15 protein-coding genes are annotated in these 12,871 nt (G+C 72.1%); 10 read left to right on the forward strand and 5 right to left on the reverse strand.

From position 1 onward, the window contains the following. Positions 1–1,470: an alkaline phosphatase family protein gene (locus tag VK501_RS07080; protein ID WP_324336058.1), complete on the reverse strand. Its 1,470-nt coding sequence runs from the start codon at positions 1,468–1,470 to the stop codon at positions 1–3. A gap of 105 nt (positions 1,471–1,575) precedes the next feature. Between VK501_RS07080 and VK501_RS07085 the strand changes: the two genes are divergently transcribed. From VK501_RS07085 to VK501_RS07095, 3 genes are all read left to right on the forward strand, one after another. Further along, a complete protein-coding gene (locus tag VK501_RS07085) occupies positions 1,576–2,064 on the forward strand; it encodes a flavin reductase family protein (protein ID WP_324336060.1) in 489 nt (162 codons plus the stop codon). Then, a complete protein-coding gene (locus VK501_RS07090) occupies positions 2,061–2,570 on the forward strand; it encodes a GNAT family N-acetyltransferase (protein WP_324336061.1) in 510 nt (169 codons plus the stop codon). The genes VK501_RS07085 and VK501_RS07090 overlap by 4 nt, the downstream gene beginning before the upstream one ends. Positions 2,571–3,051: 481 nt before the next feature. Further along, on the forward strand, positions 3,052–4,866 hold the full coding sequence (locus VK501_RS07095) for an ABC-F family ATP-binding cassette domain-containing protein (RefSeq protein WP_324336063.1): 1,815 nt from the start codon (positions 3,052–3,054) through the stop codon (positions 4,864–4,866). A gap of 12 nt (positions 4,867–4,878) precedes the next feature. On the opposite strand, the gene VK501_RS07100 is transcribed toward VK501_RS07095, so the two are convergent. After that, entirely contained in the window at positions 4,879–5,271 is a 393-nt protein-coding gene (locus VK501_RS07100) for a DUF2237 domain-containing protein (protein ID WP_324336065.1), read from the reverse strand. Between the two features lie 30 nt (positions 5,272–5,301). Between VK501_RS07100 and VK501_RS07105 the strand changes: the two genes are divergently transcribed. Then, positions 5,302–5,847 (forward strand): HhH-GPD-type base excision DNA repair protein, encoded by a 546-nt coding sequence (locus VK501_RS07105; RefSeq protein WP_324336067.1) that lies wholly within the window; start codon positions 5,302–5,304, stop codon positions 5,845–5,847. Between the two features lie 53 nt (positions 5,848–5,900). Beyond that, positions 5,901–6,104 carry a hypothetical protein gene (locus tag VK501_RS07110; protein ID WP_324336069.1) on the forward strand — a complete coding sequence of 68 codons (204 nt, stop codon included), beginning with the start codon at positions 5,901–5,903 and terminating at the stop codon, positions 6,102–6,104. Here VK501_RS07110 and VK501_RS07115 read toward each other — a convergent pair. After that, on the reverse strand, positions 6,064–7,230 hold the full coding sequence (locus VK501_RS07115; RefSeq protein ID WP_349260984.1) for an acyl-CoA dehydrogenase family protein: 1,167 nt from the start codon (positions 7,228–7,230) through the stop codon (positions 6,064–6,066). The two genes, VK501_RS07110 and VK501_RS07115, sit on opposite strands and share 41 nt — an antisense overlap. 97 nt (positions 7,231–7,327) lie before the next feature. Here VK501_RS07115 and VK501_RS07120 point away from each other — a divergent pair, with 97 nt between their 5' ends. Genes VK501_RS07120 through VK501_RS07130 form a run of 3 tightly spaced genes read left to right on the forward strand, consistent with a single transcriptional unit; the run spans position 7,328 to position 9,997 of the window. Continuing rightward, positions 7,328–8,191, forward strand: a complete 864-nt coding sequence (locus VK501_RS07120) for an ABC transporter permease (protein ID WP_324336072.1) — start codon at positions 7,328–7,330, stop codon at positions 8,189–8,191. A 17-nt stretch (positions 8,192–8,208) separates the two neighbouring features. Beyond that, the gene (locus VK501_RS07125; RefSeq protein WP_324336073.1) at positions 8,209–9,246 is read left to right on the forward strand and encodes an ABC transporter substrate-binding protein; all 1,038 of its coding nucleotides are present in this window, start codon (positions 8,209–8,211) and stop codon (positions 9,244–9,246) included. Then, positions 9,230–9,997, forward strand: a complete 768-nt coding sequence (locus VK501_RS07130; protein ID WP_324336074.1) for an ABC transporter ATP-binding protein — start codon at positions 9,230–9,232, stop codon at positions 9,995–9,997. Before VK501_RS07125 ends, VK501_RS07130 begins: the two co-directional genes overlap by 17 nt. Here VK501_RS07130 and VK501_RS07135 read toward each other — a convergent pair. Continuing rightward, entirely contained in the window at positions 9,984–10,784 is an 801-nt protein-coding gene (locus VK501_RS07135) for an HAD-IIA family hydrolase (protein ID WP_324336075.1), read from the reverse strand. The two genes, VK501_RS07130 and VK501_RS07135, sit on opposite strands and share 14 nt — an antisense overlap. Further along, positions 10,784–11,566, reverse strand: a complete 783-nt coding sequence (locus tag VK501_RS07140) for an alpha/beta fold hydrolase (protein ID WP_324336077.1) — start codon at positions 11,564–11,566, stop codon at positions 10,784–10,786. The genes VK501_RS07135 and VK501_RS07140 overlap by 1 nt, the downstream gene beginning before the upstream one ends. Positions 11,567–11,643: 77 nt before the next feature. On the opposite strand from VK501_RS07140, the gene VK501_RS07145 reads away from it, so the two are divergent. Next, positions 11,644–12,012 (forward strand): hypothetical protein, encoded by a 369-nt coding sequence (locus VK501_RS07145; protein ID WP_324336079.1) that lies wholly within the window; start codon positions 11,644–11,646, stop codon positions 12,010–12,012. Further along, complete coding sequence (locus VK501_RS07150; RefSeq protein WP_324336081.1) at positions 12,009–12,794, forward strand: FkbM family methyltransferase; 786 nt, start codon at positions 12,009–12,011, stop codon at positions 12,792–12,794. The genes VK501_RS07145 and VK501_RS07150 overlap by 4 nt, the downstream gene beginning before the upstream one ends. The last annotated feature ends 77 nt before the right edge of the window (positions 12,795–12,871 follow it).

The following is a 12,871-nucleotide window of genomic DNA, read 5'->3' on the forward strand; positions in this document are numbered from 1 at the left end:
CTACGGCTGCCCGGGCGGCGCCGCCTTGGCCTCGCGCAGCGCGGCGACGAACGTCGCGAACTCCTCCTGGAAGGCGTGCGGGACGAAGTCCTGACCGGCGCCGTCGGAGGCCTCCGAGACCGCCGCCGGCGCGGCCGACTGGCGGGCGCGGCGCGCCTCCGCGCGCCAGCGGTCCATGGCGTCGTGCAGGTCGCCGCGGTCCGGCAGGTCGGTGCGCACCGTTTCCTGGAGGACCTCGCCGAGGTCGTTGGCGCGCTGGACGCGCTGCGGCATCGCGGCCAGCGCCGCGTTGGGGTCGTCGGCGAACGCCGTGAGGATCGTCTTGACGAGGGTGGCGTGGTCGAACAGCCTGTGGTTGACGTGCCGCTTGACCCGCGGACCCACGACGATCGCGGGAACCCGGACGCCGTAGGTGGAGTACTTGCCACCGTCACCGTCGTCGACCGGCGGCGGCACCTGGTGGTCGAAGAAGCCGCCGTGCTCGTCGTAGACCAGCACCAGCAGCGTGTCGTTCCAGTCGCGGCTGTTGACCAGCGCCTCGTAGACGTCGAGCACGAGCGCCTGGCCGGCCTTGACGTCGGACGGCGGATGGTCGTCGTTGGAGTTGGGGTCGAGCACGTGCAGGTCGATGAAGTTGGGGTCGATCCACGACACCTGGCGCAGCTCGCCCTTGGCGGCGTCGTCGAGGAAGCTGTCGCGCGTCGTGATGATCGACTCCAGCAGCTCGGTCGCGAAGCTCACGCGCTTGCGGTCGAAGTAGGTGAAGTTGTCGCGGTACAGCTTGGTGGGGTCGCGGTAGCGGCCGTCGGCCGCGCGCAGCGTGCCGGGATCGTGGGAGTACCAGCGCCACTGCTCGTCGCGCAACCGGCGCGTGAACGCCGGCACGTCGAAGATCGGCGCGCCCTGCAGCCTGTCCCACAGCTTGCTGTTCTCGAGGCCGTGCGCACGCCCGAACGCCTCGGCGACGCGCTCGCTCTCCTGGCCCGCCAGCGCGTACTGGCGGTTGGGCCATGTGTCGCCCGGGACCGAGCTGTGCCAGGCGTCGCAGACGCAGAAGTGCCGGGCCAGGTGGTCGTAGACCGGCAGGTGGTCGGCGGTGTAGTAGCCCATCACGAGGTCGCGCCGGGCGAACGCCTCGTCGCTGCGGCTGGCGATGAACTGCGTGACGAAGCCCTGGTTCCCGTCGGCCAGCTGCAGCGCGACGCCGTCGGGCCCGTGGTCGGGGTCGTAGGAGTGGTCGTACGGCTTGCCCGCAACGGTGAACGCGGTCTCGCCGGCGCCGAACGGATGGATGGGGACGGCGACGCCCTCGGCGTCGGGGTTGGACATCCCCTCGACCAGCCCGTTGACGCCCTCGAGCTTCCAGGGATCGAGGTTCAAGTACCCCAACATCTGGTCGAACGACCGGTTCTCCATCATCAAGACGACGATGTGCTTGATCGGGGCCAGCGTGCCGCGTTCGGGTGCCATCAGCGCTCCTCGGTCTGGAATCCGGCACGACCGTATCCGACGGCGGGCGGCCGGTGCAAGATGTTCACCAACCAGTACCGGTCGCCGTGGCGGTAGCTTGGAGGGGTGACCGGCCCCTCGGTGTTCGACGAGCTCATGGGTGAGCTCGACTACCCCATGTTCATCGTGACGGCGGCCGCCGGCGGCGAGCCGGCCGGATGCCTCGTCGGGTTCGCGACCCAGACGAGCATCCATCCCTCACGGTTCCTGGTGTGCCTCTCGCGCCGCAACCACACGACGCGCGTGGCGGCGCAGGCGGAGCGCCTCGCGGTGCACTTCGTGCCCGACTCCGCCGTCGAGCTCGCCGAGCTGTTCGGCGGCACGACCGGCGACGACGCCGACAAGTTCGCCCGGACGGCGTGGCATCCCGGGCCCGGCGACGTGCCGCTGCTCGACGCGTGCGAGAACTGGTTCGCCGGCCGGATCCTCGTGCGCCTGGACCTGGGCGACCACATCGGCCACCTGCTGGAGCCAGAGGCGTGCCGGCACGGCGCGACCGGCCCGGAGTTCACCTTCCACCGCGCTCGCCACATCCACCCGGGACACGAGGCATGAGCGGCGCGCCCGCGTTCACGATCCGCGACGCGACCGGCGCCGACTGGCCGGCGATCTGGCCGTTCTTCCACGAGATCGTCGCCGCGGGCGAGACGTACGCCTACCCGCGCGACGTCGGCGAGCAGGGCGCACGCGCGATATGGATGGTCGCCCCGCCGGGGCGCACCGTCGTGGCGGTCGACCGCGACGACGGCACCGTCCTCGGCTCGGCGAGCATGTACGCCAACCGGATGGGGCCGGGCGCGCACGTCGCGAGCGCGAGCTTCATGGTCGACCCGGCCCACGGGCGCCAGGGCATCGGCCGCGCCCTCGGTGAGCACATGATCGCGTGGGCCCGCGCGTCCGGCTACCGCGCGATCCAGTTCAACGCGGTGGTGCAGACCAACGCCCCTGCCGTGGCGCTCTGGCGCTCCCTGGGCTTCGAGATCATCGGCACCGTGCCCGAGGCGTTCGACCATCCGGCCCTGGGCTACGTCGGGCTGCACGTGATGCACCGCCGGCTGTGAGTCGCGGGTGCGCGGGCGCCCCGAGTGTGGCCGTACTTTTCCCGCTGAACATCAGAGCAATTAGTTCCCGAACCCTGATCTTTGCGCACGGACGCTCGCGCATCGCAGCGGCCGCGGCCTGCATCGCGGGACTCCTGCTTCTGGCTCTCGACCTCCCCAGAGCACATCGCGACGGCGTCGCAGCGTTCGAGGTCAAGGCTGCCGGCGTGCTCTCGATCACCGTCGGATCCGAGACGCGCCACCTCGCAGTCATGCCGTACGAGCCCGAGCGAGGGTTCTACCGCGACTGCGGCAACGGCCGCATCGTGAAGGTCGGGAGTAGGCGGGACATGGCCGAGGATCGACGCGCGGCGGTATGCAGGTAGATACACCGCCGTCGTGAGCACCCGCCGAAGGCACAGCAGTAAGCGACCCGTCGGTCGACGCGCGACGGTGCAGGCGGCGGACGCCCGCGCCGCGTTCACGGCAGGATGGGAGCGAGATGGCCGCCTCGCGCAATCTCGTCAATCTCAAGGACGTCGACAAGGGGTACGGGAGCCGGTCGGTGCTGCGCGACGTCACGCTCGGGGTCGCGGCGGGAGACCGGATCGGGATCGTCGGGCGCAACGGCGACGGCAAGTCGACGCTGCTGCAGCTGATCGCGGGGCTGGAGGAGCCCGACGCAGGGGCGATCACGCGGGCCGGCGACGTCGGGCTCGCGCTGCTGGGCCAGGGCGACGAGCTCGACGACCGGCGCACGATCCGCGAGGAGCTCATCGGCGGGCGCGCCGACCACGAATGGGCGGGCGACGCGACGTTCCGCTCGGTGCTCGACGGCCTGCTCGGCGGCGTCGCGATGGCGCGCTTCCCGCAGGGGCTCGACACGCCCATCGCGCCGCTGTCGGGCGGGGAGCGGCGCCGGATCGCGCTCGCAAAGCTCCTGCTCGACGGCCCGGAGCTGCTGCTGCTCGACGAGCCGACCAACCACCTCGACGTCGAGGGCGTCGACTGGCTGGCGCGGCACCTGGCGGCCCGCCGCGGGTCCATGCTCGTCGTCACCCACGATCGCTGGTTCCTGGACGCCGTCTGCACCGCGACCTGGGAGGTCTCCGACGAGGCCGTCCACCAGTACGAGGGCGGCTACGCGGCCTACGTGCTGGCGCGGGCCGAGCGCGACCGGCAGGCGTCGGCGCGCGAGGACCGCCGCCAGCAGCTCATGCGCAAGGAGCTGGCGTGGCTGCGCCGCGGGCCTCCCGCCCGCACCGCCAAGCCGAAGTTCCGGATCGAGGCCGCCAACGCGCTGATCGCCGACGAGCCCGAGGTCCGCGACCGCGCCGAGCTGCTGCGCTTCGCCACGTCGCGCCTGGGCGACAAGGTCCTCGACGCCGTCGACGTCTCGGTCGCCTACGGCGAGCAGCGCGTCCTGCGCAAGGTCACCTGGCGCCTCGGCCCCGGCGACCGGGTCGCGCTCGTCGGCGTCAACGGCTCCGGCAAGACCACGCTGATCAACCTGCTCAGCGGCGAGCTGGCGCCGAGCACCGGCGAGGTCGACCGCGGCGCGACCGTCCGGATCGCCCACCTGTCGCAGGACACGGTGGAGATCCCCGGTCACCAGCGCGTGCTCGAGTCGCTGGAGGCCGTGCGCGGACGGGCGACGCTCAGTGGCGGCGAGGAGATCACCGCCGGGATGCTGTGCGACCGCTTCGGCTTCCGCGGCGACCGCGCGCGCACGCTGGTGCGCGACCTCTCCGGCGGCGAGCGGCGGCGGCTGCAGCTCATGCGCCTGCTCATGGACGAGCCCAACGTCCTGCTGCTCGACGAGCCGACCAACGACCTGGACATCGACACGCTCACCGCCCTGGAGGACCTGCTCGACGGCTGGCCCGGCACGCTCGTGGTCGTCAGCCACGACCGGTACTTCGTCGAGCGGGTGACCGACGACGTCTACGCCCTGGCCGGCGACGGCGGCCTCCAGCACCTGCCGGGCGGCATCGAGCAGTACGTCGAGCTGCGCCGGTCGGCGGCGGAGGCCGCGGCCGCGCCGGCGCCCGGGTCCGGGTCCGGGTCCGGGTCCGGCGCGGCGAAGCCCCCGCCCTCCGGCGCGGTCGTGCGCGCGGCGCGCAAGGAGGTCGCGCGGCTGGAGCGCGCGCTCGACAAGCTCACGGCCCGCGAGGCGCAGCTGCACGAGGACATGGCCGCCAGCGCGACCGACCACACCCGCCTGCGCGAGCTCCAGTCCGAGCTCACCGCCGTCCTGGCCGAGCGCGAGGAGCTCGAGTCGGCGTGGCTGGAGACCGCGGAGTCGCTCGAGGGCTGAGCGGGGCCGCGGTCAGTCCCGCAGCGAGCCCGGGTCCGACGGCACGTCGACCGCGTGCTCCTTGAGCGCCTCGATCGGCACGACCTCGAGCGCGCGCTCGTGGGTGGACGCCAGGATGACGTAGGCGGCAGCGCCGTCCTCGTGGGCCTGCAGCCAGTTCGCGGCGGTCACGCACCAGCGGTCGCCGGGCACGAGCCCGGGGAAGTTGTAGGCCTCCATCGGCGTCGTCAGGTCGTTGCCGATCGAGCGCTGATGGGCGAGGAACTCCGCCGTCACGACGGCGCAGATCGTGTGGCTGCCCCGGTCCTCGGGGCCGGTGGTGCAGTAGCCGTCCCGGTAGAAGCCGGTGACGGGGTCGATGCCGCAGGACTCCAGCGGTCCGCCCAACACGTTGAGGTCGCTCACGCCAGCAGTATCGCGGGGTAGGATCGCGTCGTGCCCGACGCCCTGCATTTCACCGACTCAGACGAGGCCAACGCGCTGATCGCCAGCGACCCGATGGCGCTGCTGGTCGGCTTCGTCCTCGACCAGCAGATCACGGTCCAGAAGGCGTTCGCCGGACCGCTCGCGCTCCAGGAGCGCCTCGGCGCGATCGACGCCGCCACGCTCGCCGGCGCCGACCTCGAGCCCGTCTTCCGCCAGAAGCCGGCGATCCACCGCTTCCCGGGATCGATGGCCCAGCGCGTGCACGACCTCGCCGTGTACGTCCGCGACCACTACGACGGCGACGCCGCCCGCGTCTGGACCGACGCCGCCGACGCCGACGCGCTGCGCGCCAACCTCCAGGCGCTGCCCGGGTTCGGCGAGATGAAGATCAAGGCGCTGGGCGCGGTCCTGGCCAAGCGCTTCGGCGTCGAGGTCGCCCAGGACCTGGTGCCGTGGCACCCGACGCTCGGCGACGTGGACTCCGCACAGGCGCTGGCCGACTACCAGGCGGCCAAGCGCGTGCACAAGGCCGAGTGGTCCAAGGCCAAGGCGTAGAACCGAGCACTTTCGGAGAAGACACGGCGCGGAGCGTCGATTACCTTCGCCCGATGTGCCATCACCTCCTCCCCGCCGGTGCCCTCCTGCGTGACGCCGACGCGCTGATCCCCACGGCCCTGCCGCGCATCGACGGCGTCGTCGAGTGCGCCACGCCCGAGTTCCTCGGCATCCGGACCAGCGACGGCGGCTACCGGCTCATCCACGCCGAGCCGGCTATGGCCGGACCTCCCCCAGCCCCAGGTCGCGCCCGATGATCTCCTTCATGATCTCGTTGGACCCGGCCCAGATCTTCGTCACGCGCGCGTCCATCCACGCGTGGGCGACCTCGTACTCCTCCATGTAGCCGTAGCCGCCGTGGAGCTGCACGCAGGCGTCGATCACGACGTTCTGGACCTCGGCGCTCCACCACTTGGCCTTGGCGGCGTCGACCGCCGACAGCTGATGCGCGACGTGCGCCTCGATGCAGCGGTCGACGAACGCCTGCGTCACGTCGACGCGCGTCTGCAGGTCGGCGACCAGGAAGCGGCTGTTCTGGAACGTGCCGACGGGCCGGCCGAACGCCTTGCGTGACTTGATGTACTCCAACGTCACGCCGAGGATGTGCGCCGCGTTGGCGAGGTTGGAGATCGACGACCCCAGCCGCTCCTGCGCGAGGTGCTCCATCATGTGGTGGAACCCGCGGTCGACCTCGCCGATCAGCGCGTCGTCGGTGACGCGCACGTTCTCGAAGAAGAGCTCCGCGGTGTCGGCCTCGTGCTGGCCGACCTTGTGGAGCTTGCGCCCGCGGGTGAACCCCTCCATCCCCTCCTCGACGGCGAAGAGCGAGATGCCGCGGCCCTTCGGGTCGGTCGCCGTCCGCGCGGCGACGATGACCATGCCCGCGTGGGCGCCGTTGGTGATGAACGTCTTGGAGCCGTTGATGACCCACTCGCCGGGGTGCGCGGGATCGCGCCGCGCGGTGGTCTTGAGGCCCTGCAGGTCCGAGCCGGCCTCGGGCTCGGTCATGCCGATCGCGGTGATCATCTCGCCGGAGCAGAACTTCGGCAGCCAGCGCGCCTTCTGCTCGTCGGTCGTCAGGCGCGTGAGGTACGGCGCGCAGACGTCGGAGTGGATCGTGAAGGACGAGGAGTACGCCATCCCCGCGCGCGAGAGCTCCTCGTTGAAGATCGCGTTGTAGCGGAAGTCGACATCGCTGCCGCCGTGCTCCTCGGGGACGGCGACGCCGAGGAACCCCATCTCGCCGGCGGTCAGCCAGAGCTCCGCCGGGATGCGCCGGGCCTCGCGGATCTCCTCGGCGCGGGGCAGGATCTCGCGGTCCACGAACGCCGCGGCGGACTCGCGGAACAAGCGATGGTCGTCGTCGAACAATGTGCGGGTCAGCGACATGCGGCGGGACCTTAGGGCGCCCGCGTCCGACGTGCCTTCCGGGGCTTTCCCTACATTGTTGGTCGAAATTAGGTAGGTTGCGCGGCGTCGCATGTCGGACACCACCGCCACCCTCCCCCGCACTGCCACGGACGACCGGCCGCGCCGGTCCGCCCGGCGGCTCCTGACCGCGCCGCGGACGCGCCGCGTCGCGCTGCGAACGCTGTCGCTGGGCGTGTTCCTCGGCGCCTGGTGGCTCATCGCCGAGCTGAACGTCTGGTCCGACCTGTTCGTCCCGGATCCGAGCGCCGTCTTCGAGCGGCTGATCGACGGCGAGACCACGCACGACGGCGCCCGCGGCCTCAGCGGCTACTACCTCCACGAGCACCTGTGGCACAGCCTCTGGCGCATCATCCGCGGCGTCGGCTGGGCGATCGTGGTCGGTGTCCCGCTCGGCCTGCTGCTGGCGACCGTCACGCCGTTTCGCGTCATCTTCGAGCCGTACGTCACGTTCGTGCGCGCGCTGCCGCCGCTGGCGTACTTCAGCCTGCTGATCATCTGGTTCGGCATCGAGGACGCGTCGAAGGTCTGGCTCCTCTTCCTCGCCGCCTTCCCGCCGATCACGCTCTCGGTCCTGCACGGCGTGCGCGGCATCCCGCGCCGGCAGATCGACGGCGCCCTGGCGCTCGGCGCCAACCGCTGGCAGGTCACCCGCTTCGTCGTCCTGCCGTCCGTCCTGCCCGAGCTGTTCACCGGCGTCCGCCTGGCGATCGGCTTCGCCTGGACGACGATCGTCGCCGCCGAGACCGTGGACGGCATCCCCGGCATCGGCGGCCTCGCCTGGGAGACCAAGAAGTTCCAGCAGACCGACGTCGCGGTGCTCTGCATCGTGCTGATCGGGCTGTCGGCCATCGTCCTCGACCAGCTGGTCCGAGCGCTCGAGCAGCGCGTCGTCCCCTGGCGCGGCAAGTCCTGACCAAGGAGACCCACCCCATGACCCCGAGACCCTTCCTCCTCGCCCTGCTGCTTGCCGGCACGCTCGCCCTGGCCGCCTGCGGCTCCGACGACGGCGGCAGCGCCGGCGGCGCGCAGGCCGACGCCAAGCCCGCGACCAGCGCCCCGAAGAAGATCACCATCGCCTACCAGGCGATCCCCAACGGCGACCTCGTCGTCAAGCACGAGCAGTGGCTGGAGAAGGCGCTGCCCGGCACCGAGATCGACTGGAAGCTCTTCGACTCCGGCGGATCGGTCAACGAGGCCGTCGCCGGCGGCAGCGTCGACATCGGCCTGGCCGGGTCGAGCCCCGTCGCGCGCGGCCTCTCGCAGCCGCTGCCCTACGAGGTGCCGTGGATCCACGACGTGATCGGCAAGGCCGAAGCGCTGGTCGTCAAGAAGGACATCACCTCGATCGACCAGCTCAAGGGCAAGAAGGTGGCCACGCCGCTGGCGTCAACCTCGCACTACTCGCTGCTCGCCGCGCTGCAGGGCGCCGGGCTGTCGGCCAAGGACGTCAAGGTCATCGACGCCGAGCCCGACGACATCGCGGCCGCCTGGAGCCGCGGCGACATCGATGGCGCCTACGTCTGGAACCCGAACCTCGCCAAGCTCATCAAGGACGGCGGGCACGTGCTGATCAGCAGCGCCGACCTCGCCCAGCAGGGCAAGACCACCTACGACCTCGCGGTCGTGACCAAGGACTTCGCCTCCAAGTACCCCGACGCCGTCAAGACCTGGGTCGCCCAGCAGGACCGCGCGGTCAAGCTGTTCCGGTCAGATCCCAACGCGGCCGCGACGGCCGTCGGCGCCGAGCTCAACGTCGGGGCGGAGGAGGTGCTGCCGCAGATGAAGGACCTCATCTTCCTCACCGCGGCCGAGCAGACCGGTGCCGACTACCTCGGCGGCGGGCTGGCCAAGAACCTCCTCGCCGCGGCGGAGTTCAACAAGTCCTTGGCCCAGATCCCGAAGGTGCAGCCCGAGGCGTCATACGCGTCGGCCGTCGACGCCACATTCGCCAGTGCCGTCGGCGGCTGAGCCCGTCGCGCTCCGGGGCGTCGCCCACACCTACGACGGGCGCGGTGCCGAGGTGCACGCCCTCGGCCCGCTCGACCTCGAGATCGAGGCGGGCGAGCTCGTCGCGCTGGTGGGCCCGTCGGGCTGCGGCAAGACGACGCTGCTGCAGCTGCTGGCCGGCTTCCTGACGCCGTCGACGGGCGAGGTGCTCGTCGGCGGCGCGCGGGTCGCCGCGCCGGGGCCCGAGCGCGGCGTCGTCTTCCAGCAGCCCAACCTGTACCCGTGGCTGAGCGTGCGCGAGAACGTCGCGCTCGGCCCGCGGCTGCGGGGCGCGCGCCGGGCGCAGCGCCACGCGATCGCCGACGAGCAGCTGGCGCGGGTGGGCCTGGCCGAGTTCGCCGCCGCCGCGCCCTACGAGCTCTCGGGCGGCATGCAGCAGCGCTGCCAGATCGCCCGCGTCCTGGCCAATGACCCGGCGATCATGCTGCTCGACGAGCCGTTCGGCGCGCTCGACGCGCTCACGCGCGAGCGCCTGCAGGCTGAGCTCCTGCGCGTCTGGCTCGGGTCGGGCAAGACCGCGCTGTTCATCACCCACAGCGTCGAGGAAGCCGTCTTCCTCGGCACCCGCGTGCTGGTCATGTCGCCCCGCCCGGGCCGCATCGTCTTCGACGAGCGCCCGCCCTTCACGCCCGAGGACCGCACCGACGGGCTGCGCGGCGACCCGTCGTTCGTGGCCTTCCGCGAGCAGGTGCGCGCGGCTATCCGGGAATGACCGCGCCGGCTTCGATCTCCTCGGCCAGGTTCGCCACGGAGTCGACGATGCGGGAGGGGCGGAAGGGGAAGCGCTCGGCGCTCTCGCGGGTGGCGACGCCGGAGAGGACGAGGACGGTCTCCAAGCCGGCTTCGAGGCCCGAGACGATGTCGGTGTCCATCCGGTCGCCGATCATGGCGGTCGTCTCGGAGTGGGCGTCGATCGCGTTCAGCGCCGAGCGCATCATCAACGGGTTGGGCTTGCCGACGTAGTAGGGCTCGACGCCCGTGGCGCGGCTGATCAGCGCCGCGACCGAGCCGGTGGCCGGCAGCGGGCCGTCGGGCGTCGGACCGGTCGGATCAGGGTTGGTGGCGATGAAGCGCGCGCCGGCCGCGATGAGGCGGATCGCCTGCGTGATGCGCTCGAACGAGTACGTGCGCGTCTCGCCCAGGACCACGTAGTCGGGTGAGCGCTCGGTCAGCGTGTAGCCGGCCTGATGCAGCGCGGTGGTCAAGCCCGCCTCGCCGATCGTGAACGCCGAGCCGCCGGGGCGCTGCTCCTCCAGGAAGCGGGACGTCGCGTTGGCCGAGGTCCAGATCGCGGTCTCGGGCACCTCGAGGCCGGACGCGCGCAGCCGCGCCGACAGGTCGCGCCGCGTGTAGATGGAGTTGTTGGTCAGCACCAGGAACGGGATGCCGCGCGCCTTCAGCCCGTCGAGGAAGCGGTCGGCGCCGGGGATCGCCTGCTCCTCGTGGACGAGCACGCCGTCCATGTCCATCAGCCAGGACCTGATCTCGCGGCGATGCATCAGACGCGCTCCAGGAACGCGACGACGGCCTCCGAGCAGGCGCCCGGCTCGTCGTCGTAGACGAAGTGGCCGGTTCCCGGCACGACGTGCAGCTCCGCGTCGGGCAGCTCGCGGGCGAAGCGGTGCGCGCCGGCGACGGGCGCGAAGGGATCGTCCTCGCCCCACAGGAGCAGGGATGGGACCGCCAGCTGGGAGAGGTCGTACCGCGCGAGCTCGGAGAACTCGCCCGAGCGGTACAGCTCCAGCTGGCCGCGCCGGGCCTCCTCGGAGGCGTAGGCCTTGAAGTACTCGTCGATGCTGCGGTCGTCCAGGTTCGGGCTCACGGTTCGCAGCATGCCCGCGAACCCGTCGCGGTCAAGTCCGTCGACGAGCTGTTCACCCTGACCGGGTGTGCGCAGCGCCTGGGCCATGCCGTGCCATTTGCCGTCGGGAAAGAAGCCCGTGTCGCTGATCACCAGCGCCCGGACGGCCTCGGGGTGCTCGCACGCCCAGCGCAGGCCGATCAGCCCGCCCCAGTCGTGGACGACCAGCACGACGTGCCCCAGCTCCTGCTCGCGGTGGAACGCGTCGACCGCGTCGACGTGCGCCTGCCACGTGCCCGAGCCCCCGTAGGGCGAGTCGCCGTAGCCCGGCAGGTCCGGGGCGACCGCCTGCCAGCCCGCGTCGGCGACCGCCTCCAGGAGGTGGCGCCACATGTAGGACGACTCGGGGTAGCCGTGCAGGCACAGCACCGTTCCGAACGGCTCCTGGACCGGGACCGTCTCGCGATAGACCAGCGGCATCGGGGCAGCCTATCCACGGCTCGTCTGCCGCAGGCGGTCGGGTCGGCGACGGCCCGGCGACGGGTAACTTGCCGGGCGTGACCCGCGTCCTGAAGCTCCTCGCCGGCCCGCTGTTCGTCGTCGCCGGCGCCCTGCACTTCGTCAAGCCCCGGATCTACGAGTCGATCATGCCCGACTACCTGCCGGCGCGGCGCGGGCTGGTCTACGCGAGCGGCCTCGCCGAGGCGGCCGGGGGTCTGGGGCTGCTGCACCCGTCGCCGAAGGTGCGCCGCTGGGCGGGCCGGTGGCTCGTCTCGACGCTGGCCGGCGTCTTCCCCGCCAACCTGCACATGGCGCTGAACCCGGAGCGGTACGCGCAGATCCCCCGGCTCGCGCTCTACGCCCGGCTCCCGTTCCAGCTGGTCTTCGCCCGCTGGGTCCTGGCGTCGGCCGAGCGCGACGCGTGAAGGCGCGGCTGATCGCGGCGGCGCGCGATGCATTGCGCGCTCGCGGCGTCGAGGTCCGGCGCACCGGCGGCGGCGGCCCGCGGCGGACGCTGCCCGAGGTGCTCGAGCACCTCAAGCGCCGCGGCGTCGCGCCGCAGACGATCGTCGACGTCGGCGTCGCCCGCGGCACGCCCGAGCTGTACGCCGCGTTCCCCGGCGTGCCGCTGCTGCTCGTCGAGCCGCTGGCCGAGCACGAGGGCGACCTGCAGCGCATCGTCGCCGGCCGCCCCGGCTCGCGCTACGCCCTCGCCGCCGGCGGGGCCGAGCCCGGCGAGCTGGAGATCTCGGTGCACCGCGTCACCGCGTGCTCGTCGGTCCTCGGCGACCGCGACCCCGACGGCGAGCCCGGGCAGCGGCGGACCGTCCCGGTCGTCCGCGTCGACGACCTCGTCGCCGAGCACGCGCTCGCCGCGCCGTTCGTGGTCAAGGTCGACGTCGAGGGCGCCGAGCTGCACGTCCTCGACGGCGCCCGGGGGACGCTCGCGCGCGCCGACGTCGTGCTGCTGGAGGTGTCGTTCTTCGCGCTCGTGCCGGGCGGCGCGCAGTTCGCCGACGTGATCGCCTGGATGGCCGAGGCGGGGTTCAGCGCCTACGACATCTACGCGGGCCACACGCGTCCGCTCGACGGCGCGCTGGCCCAGGTCGACATCGCGTTCGTGCGCACCGACGGCCCGCTGCGGGCCGACCACCGGTACGCCACGGCGCAGCAGGCCGACGCGCTGTACCGCAGCTGGGGCCTGTAGCGCCGCGACCCCGCAGAGCGACGCCCAGGATGCCCGCGCGGGCTGGTATCAGACGTTACGGTGACGCGCTGCGCCGG

This window comes from Baekduia sp. (assembly GCF_035318805.1).
Lineage (GTDB): Bacteria > Actinomycetota > Thermoleophilia > Solirubrobacterales > Solirubrobacteraceae > Baekduia.

What these genes read in the sequence shown, in the direction of transcription:
- VK501_RS07120 (WP_324336072.1), top strand. Translation starts at nt 7,328, where the DNA reads ATGTCGGACACCACCGCCACCCTCCCCCGCACTGCCACGGACGACCGG.
- VK501_RS07110 (WP_324336069.1), top strand. Translation starts at nt 5,901, where the DNA reads ATGTGCCATCACCTCCTCCCCGCCGGTGCCCTCCTGCGTGACGCCGAC.
- VK501_RS07135 (WP_324336075.1), bottom strand. Translation starts at nt 10,784, where the DNA reads ATGCATCGCCGCGAGATCAGGTCCTGGCTGATGGACATGGACGGCGTG.
- VK501_RS07080 (WP_324336058.1), bottom strand. Translation starts at nt 1,470, where the DNA reads ATGGCACCCGAACGCGGCACGCTGGCCCCGATCAAGCACATCGTCGTC.
- VK501_RS07140 (WP_324336077.1), bottom strand. Translation starts at nt 11,566, where the DNA reads ATGCCGCTGGTCTATCGCGAGACGGTCCCGGTCCAGGAGCCGTTCGGA.
- VK501_RS07090 (WP_324336061.1), top strand. Translation starts at nt 2,061, where the DNA reads ATGAGCGGCGCGCCCGCGTTCACGATCCGCGACGCGACCGGCGCCGAC.
- VK501_RS07125 (WP_324336073.1), top strand. Translation starts at nt 8,209, where the DNA reads ATGACCCCGAGACCCTTCCTCCTCGCCCTGCTGCTTGCCGGCACGCTC.
- VK501_RS07095 (WP_324336063.1), top strand. Translation starts at nt 3,052, where the DNA reads ATGGCCGCCTCGCGCAATCTCGTCAATCTCAAGGACGTCGACAAGGGG.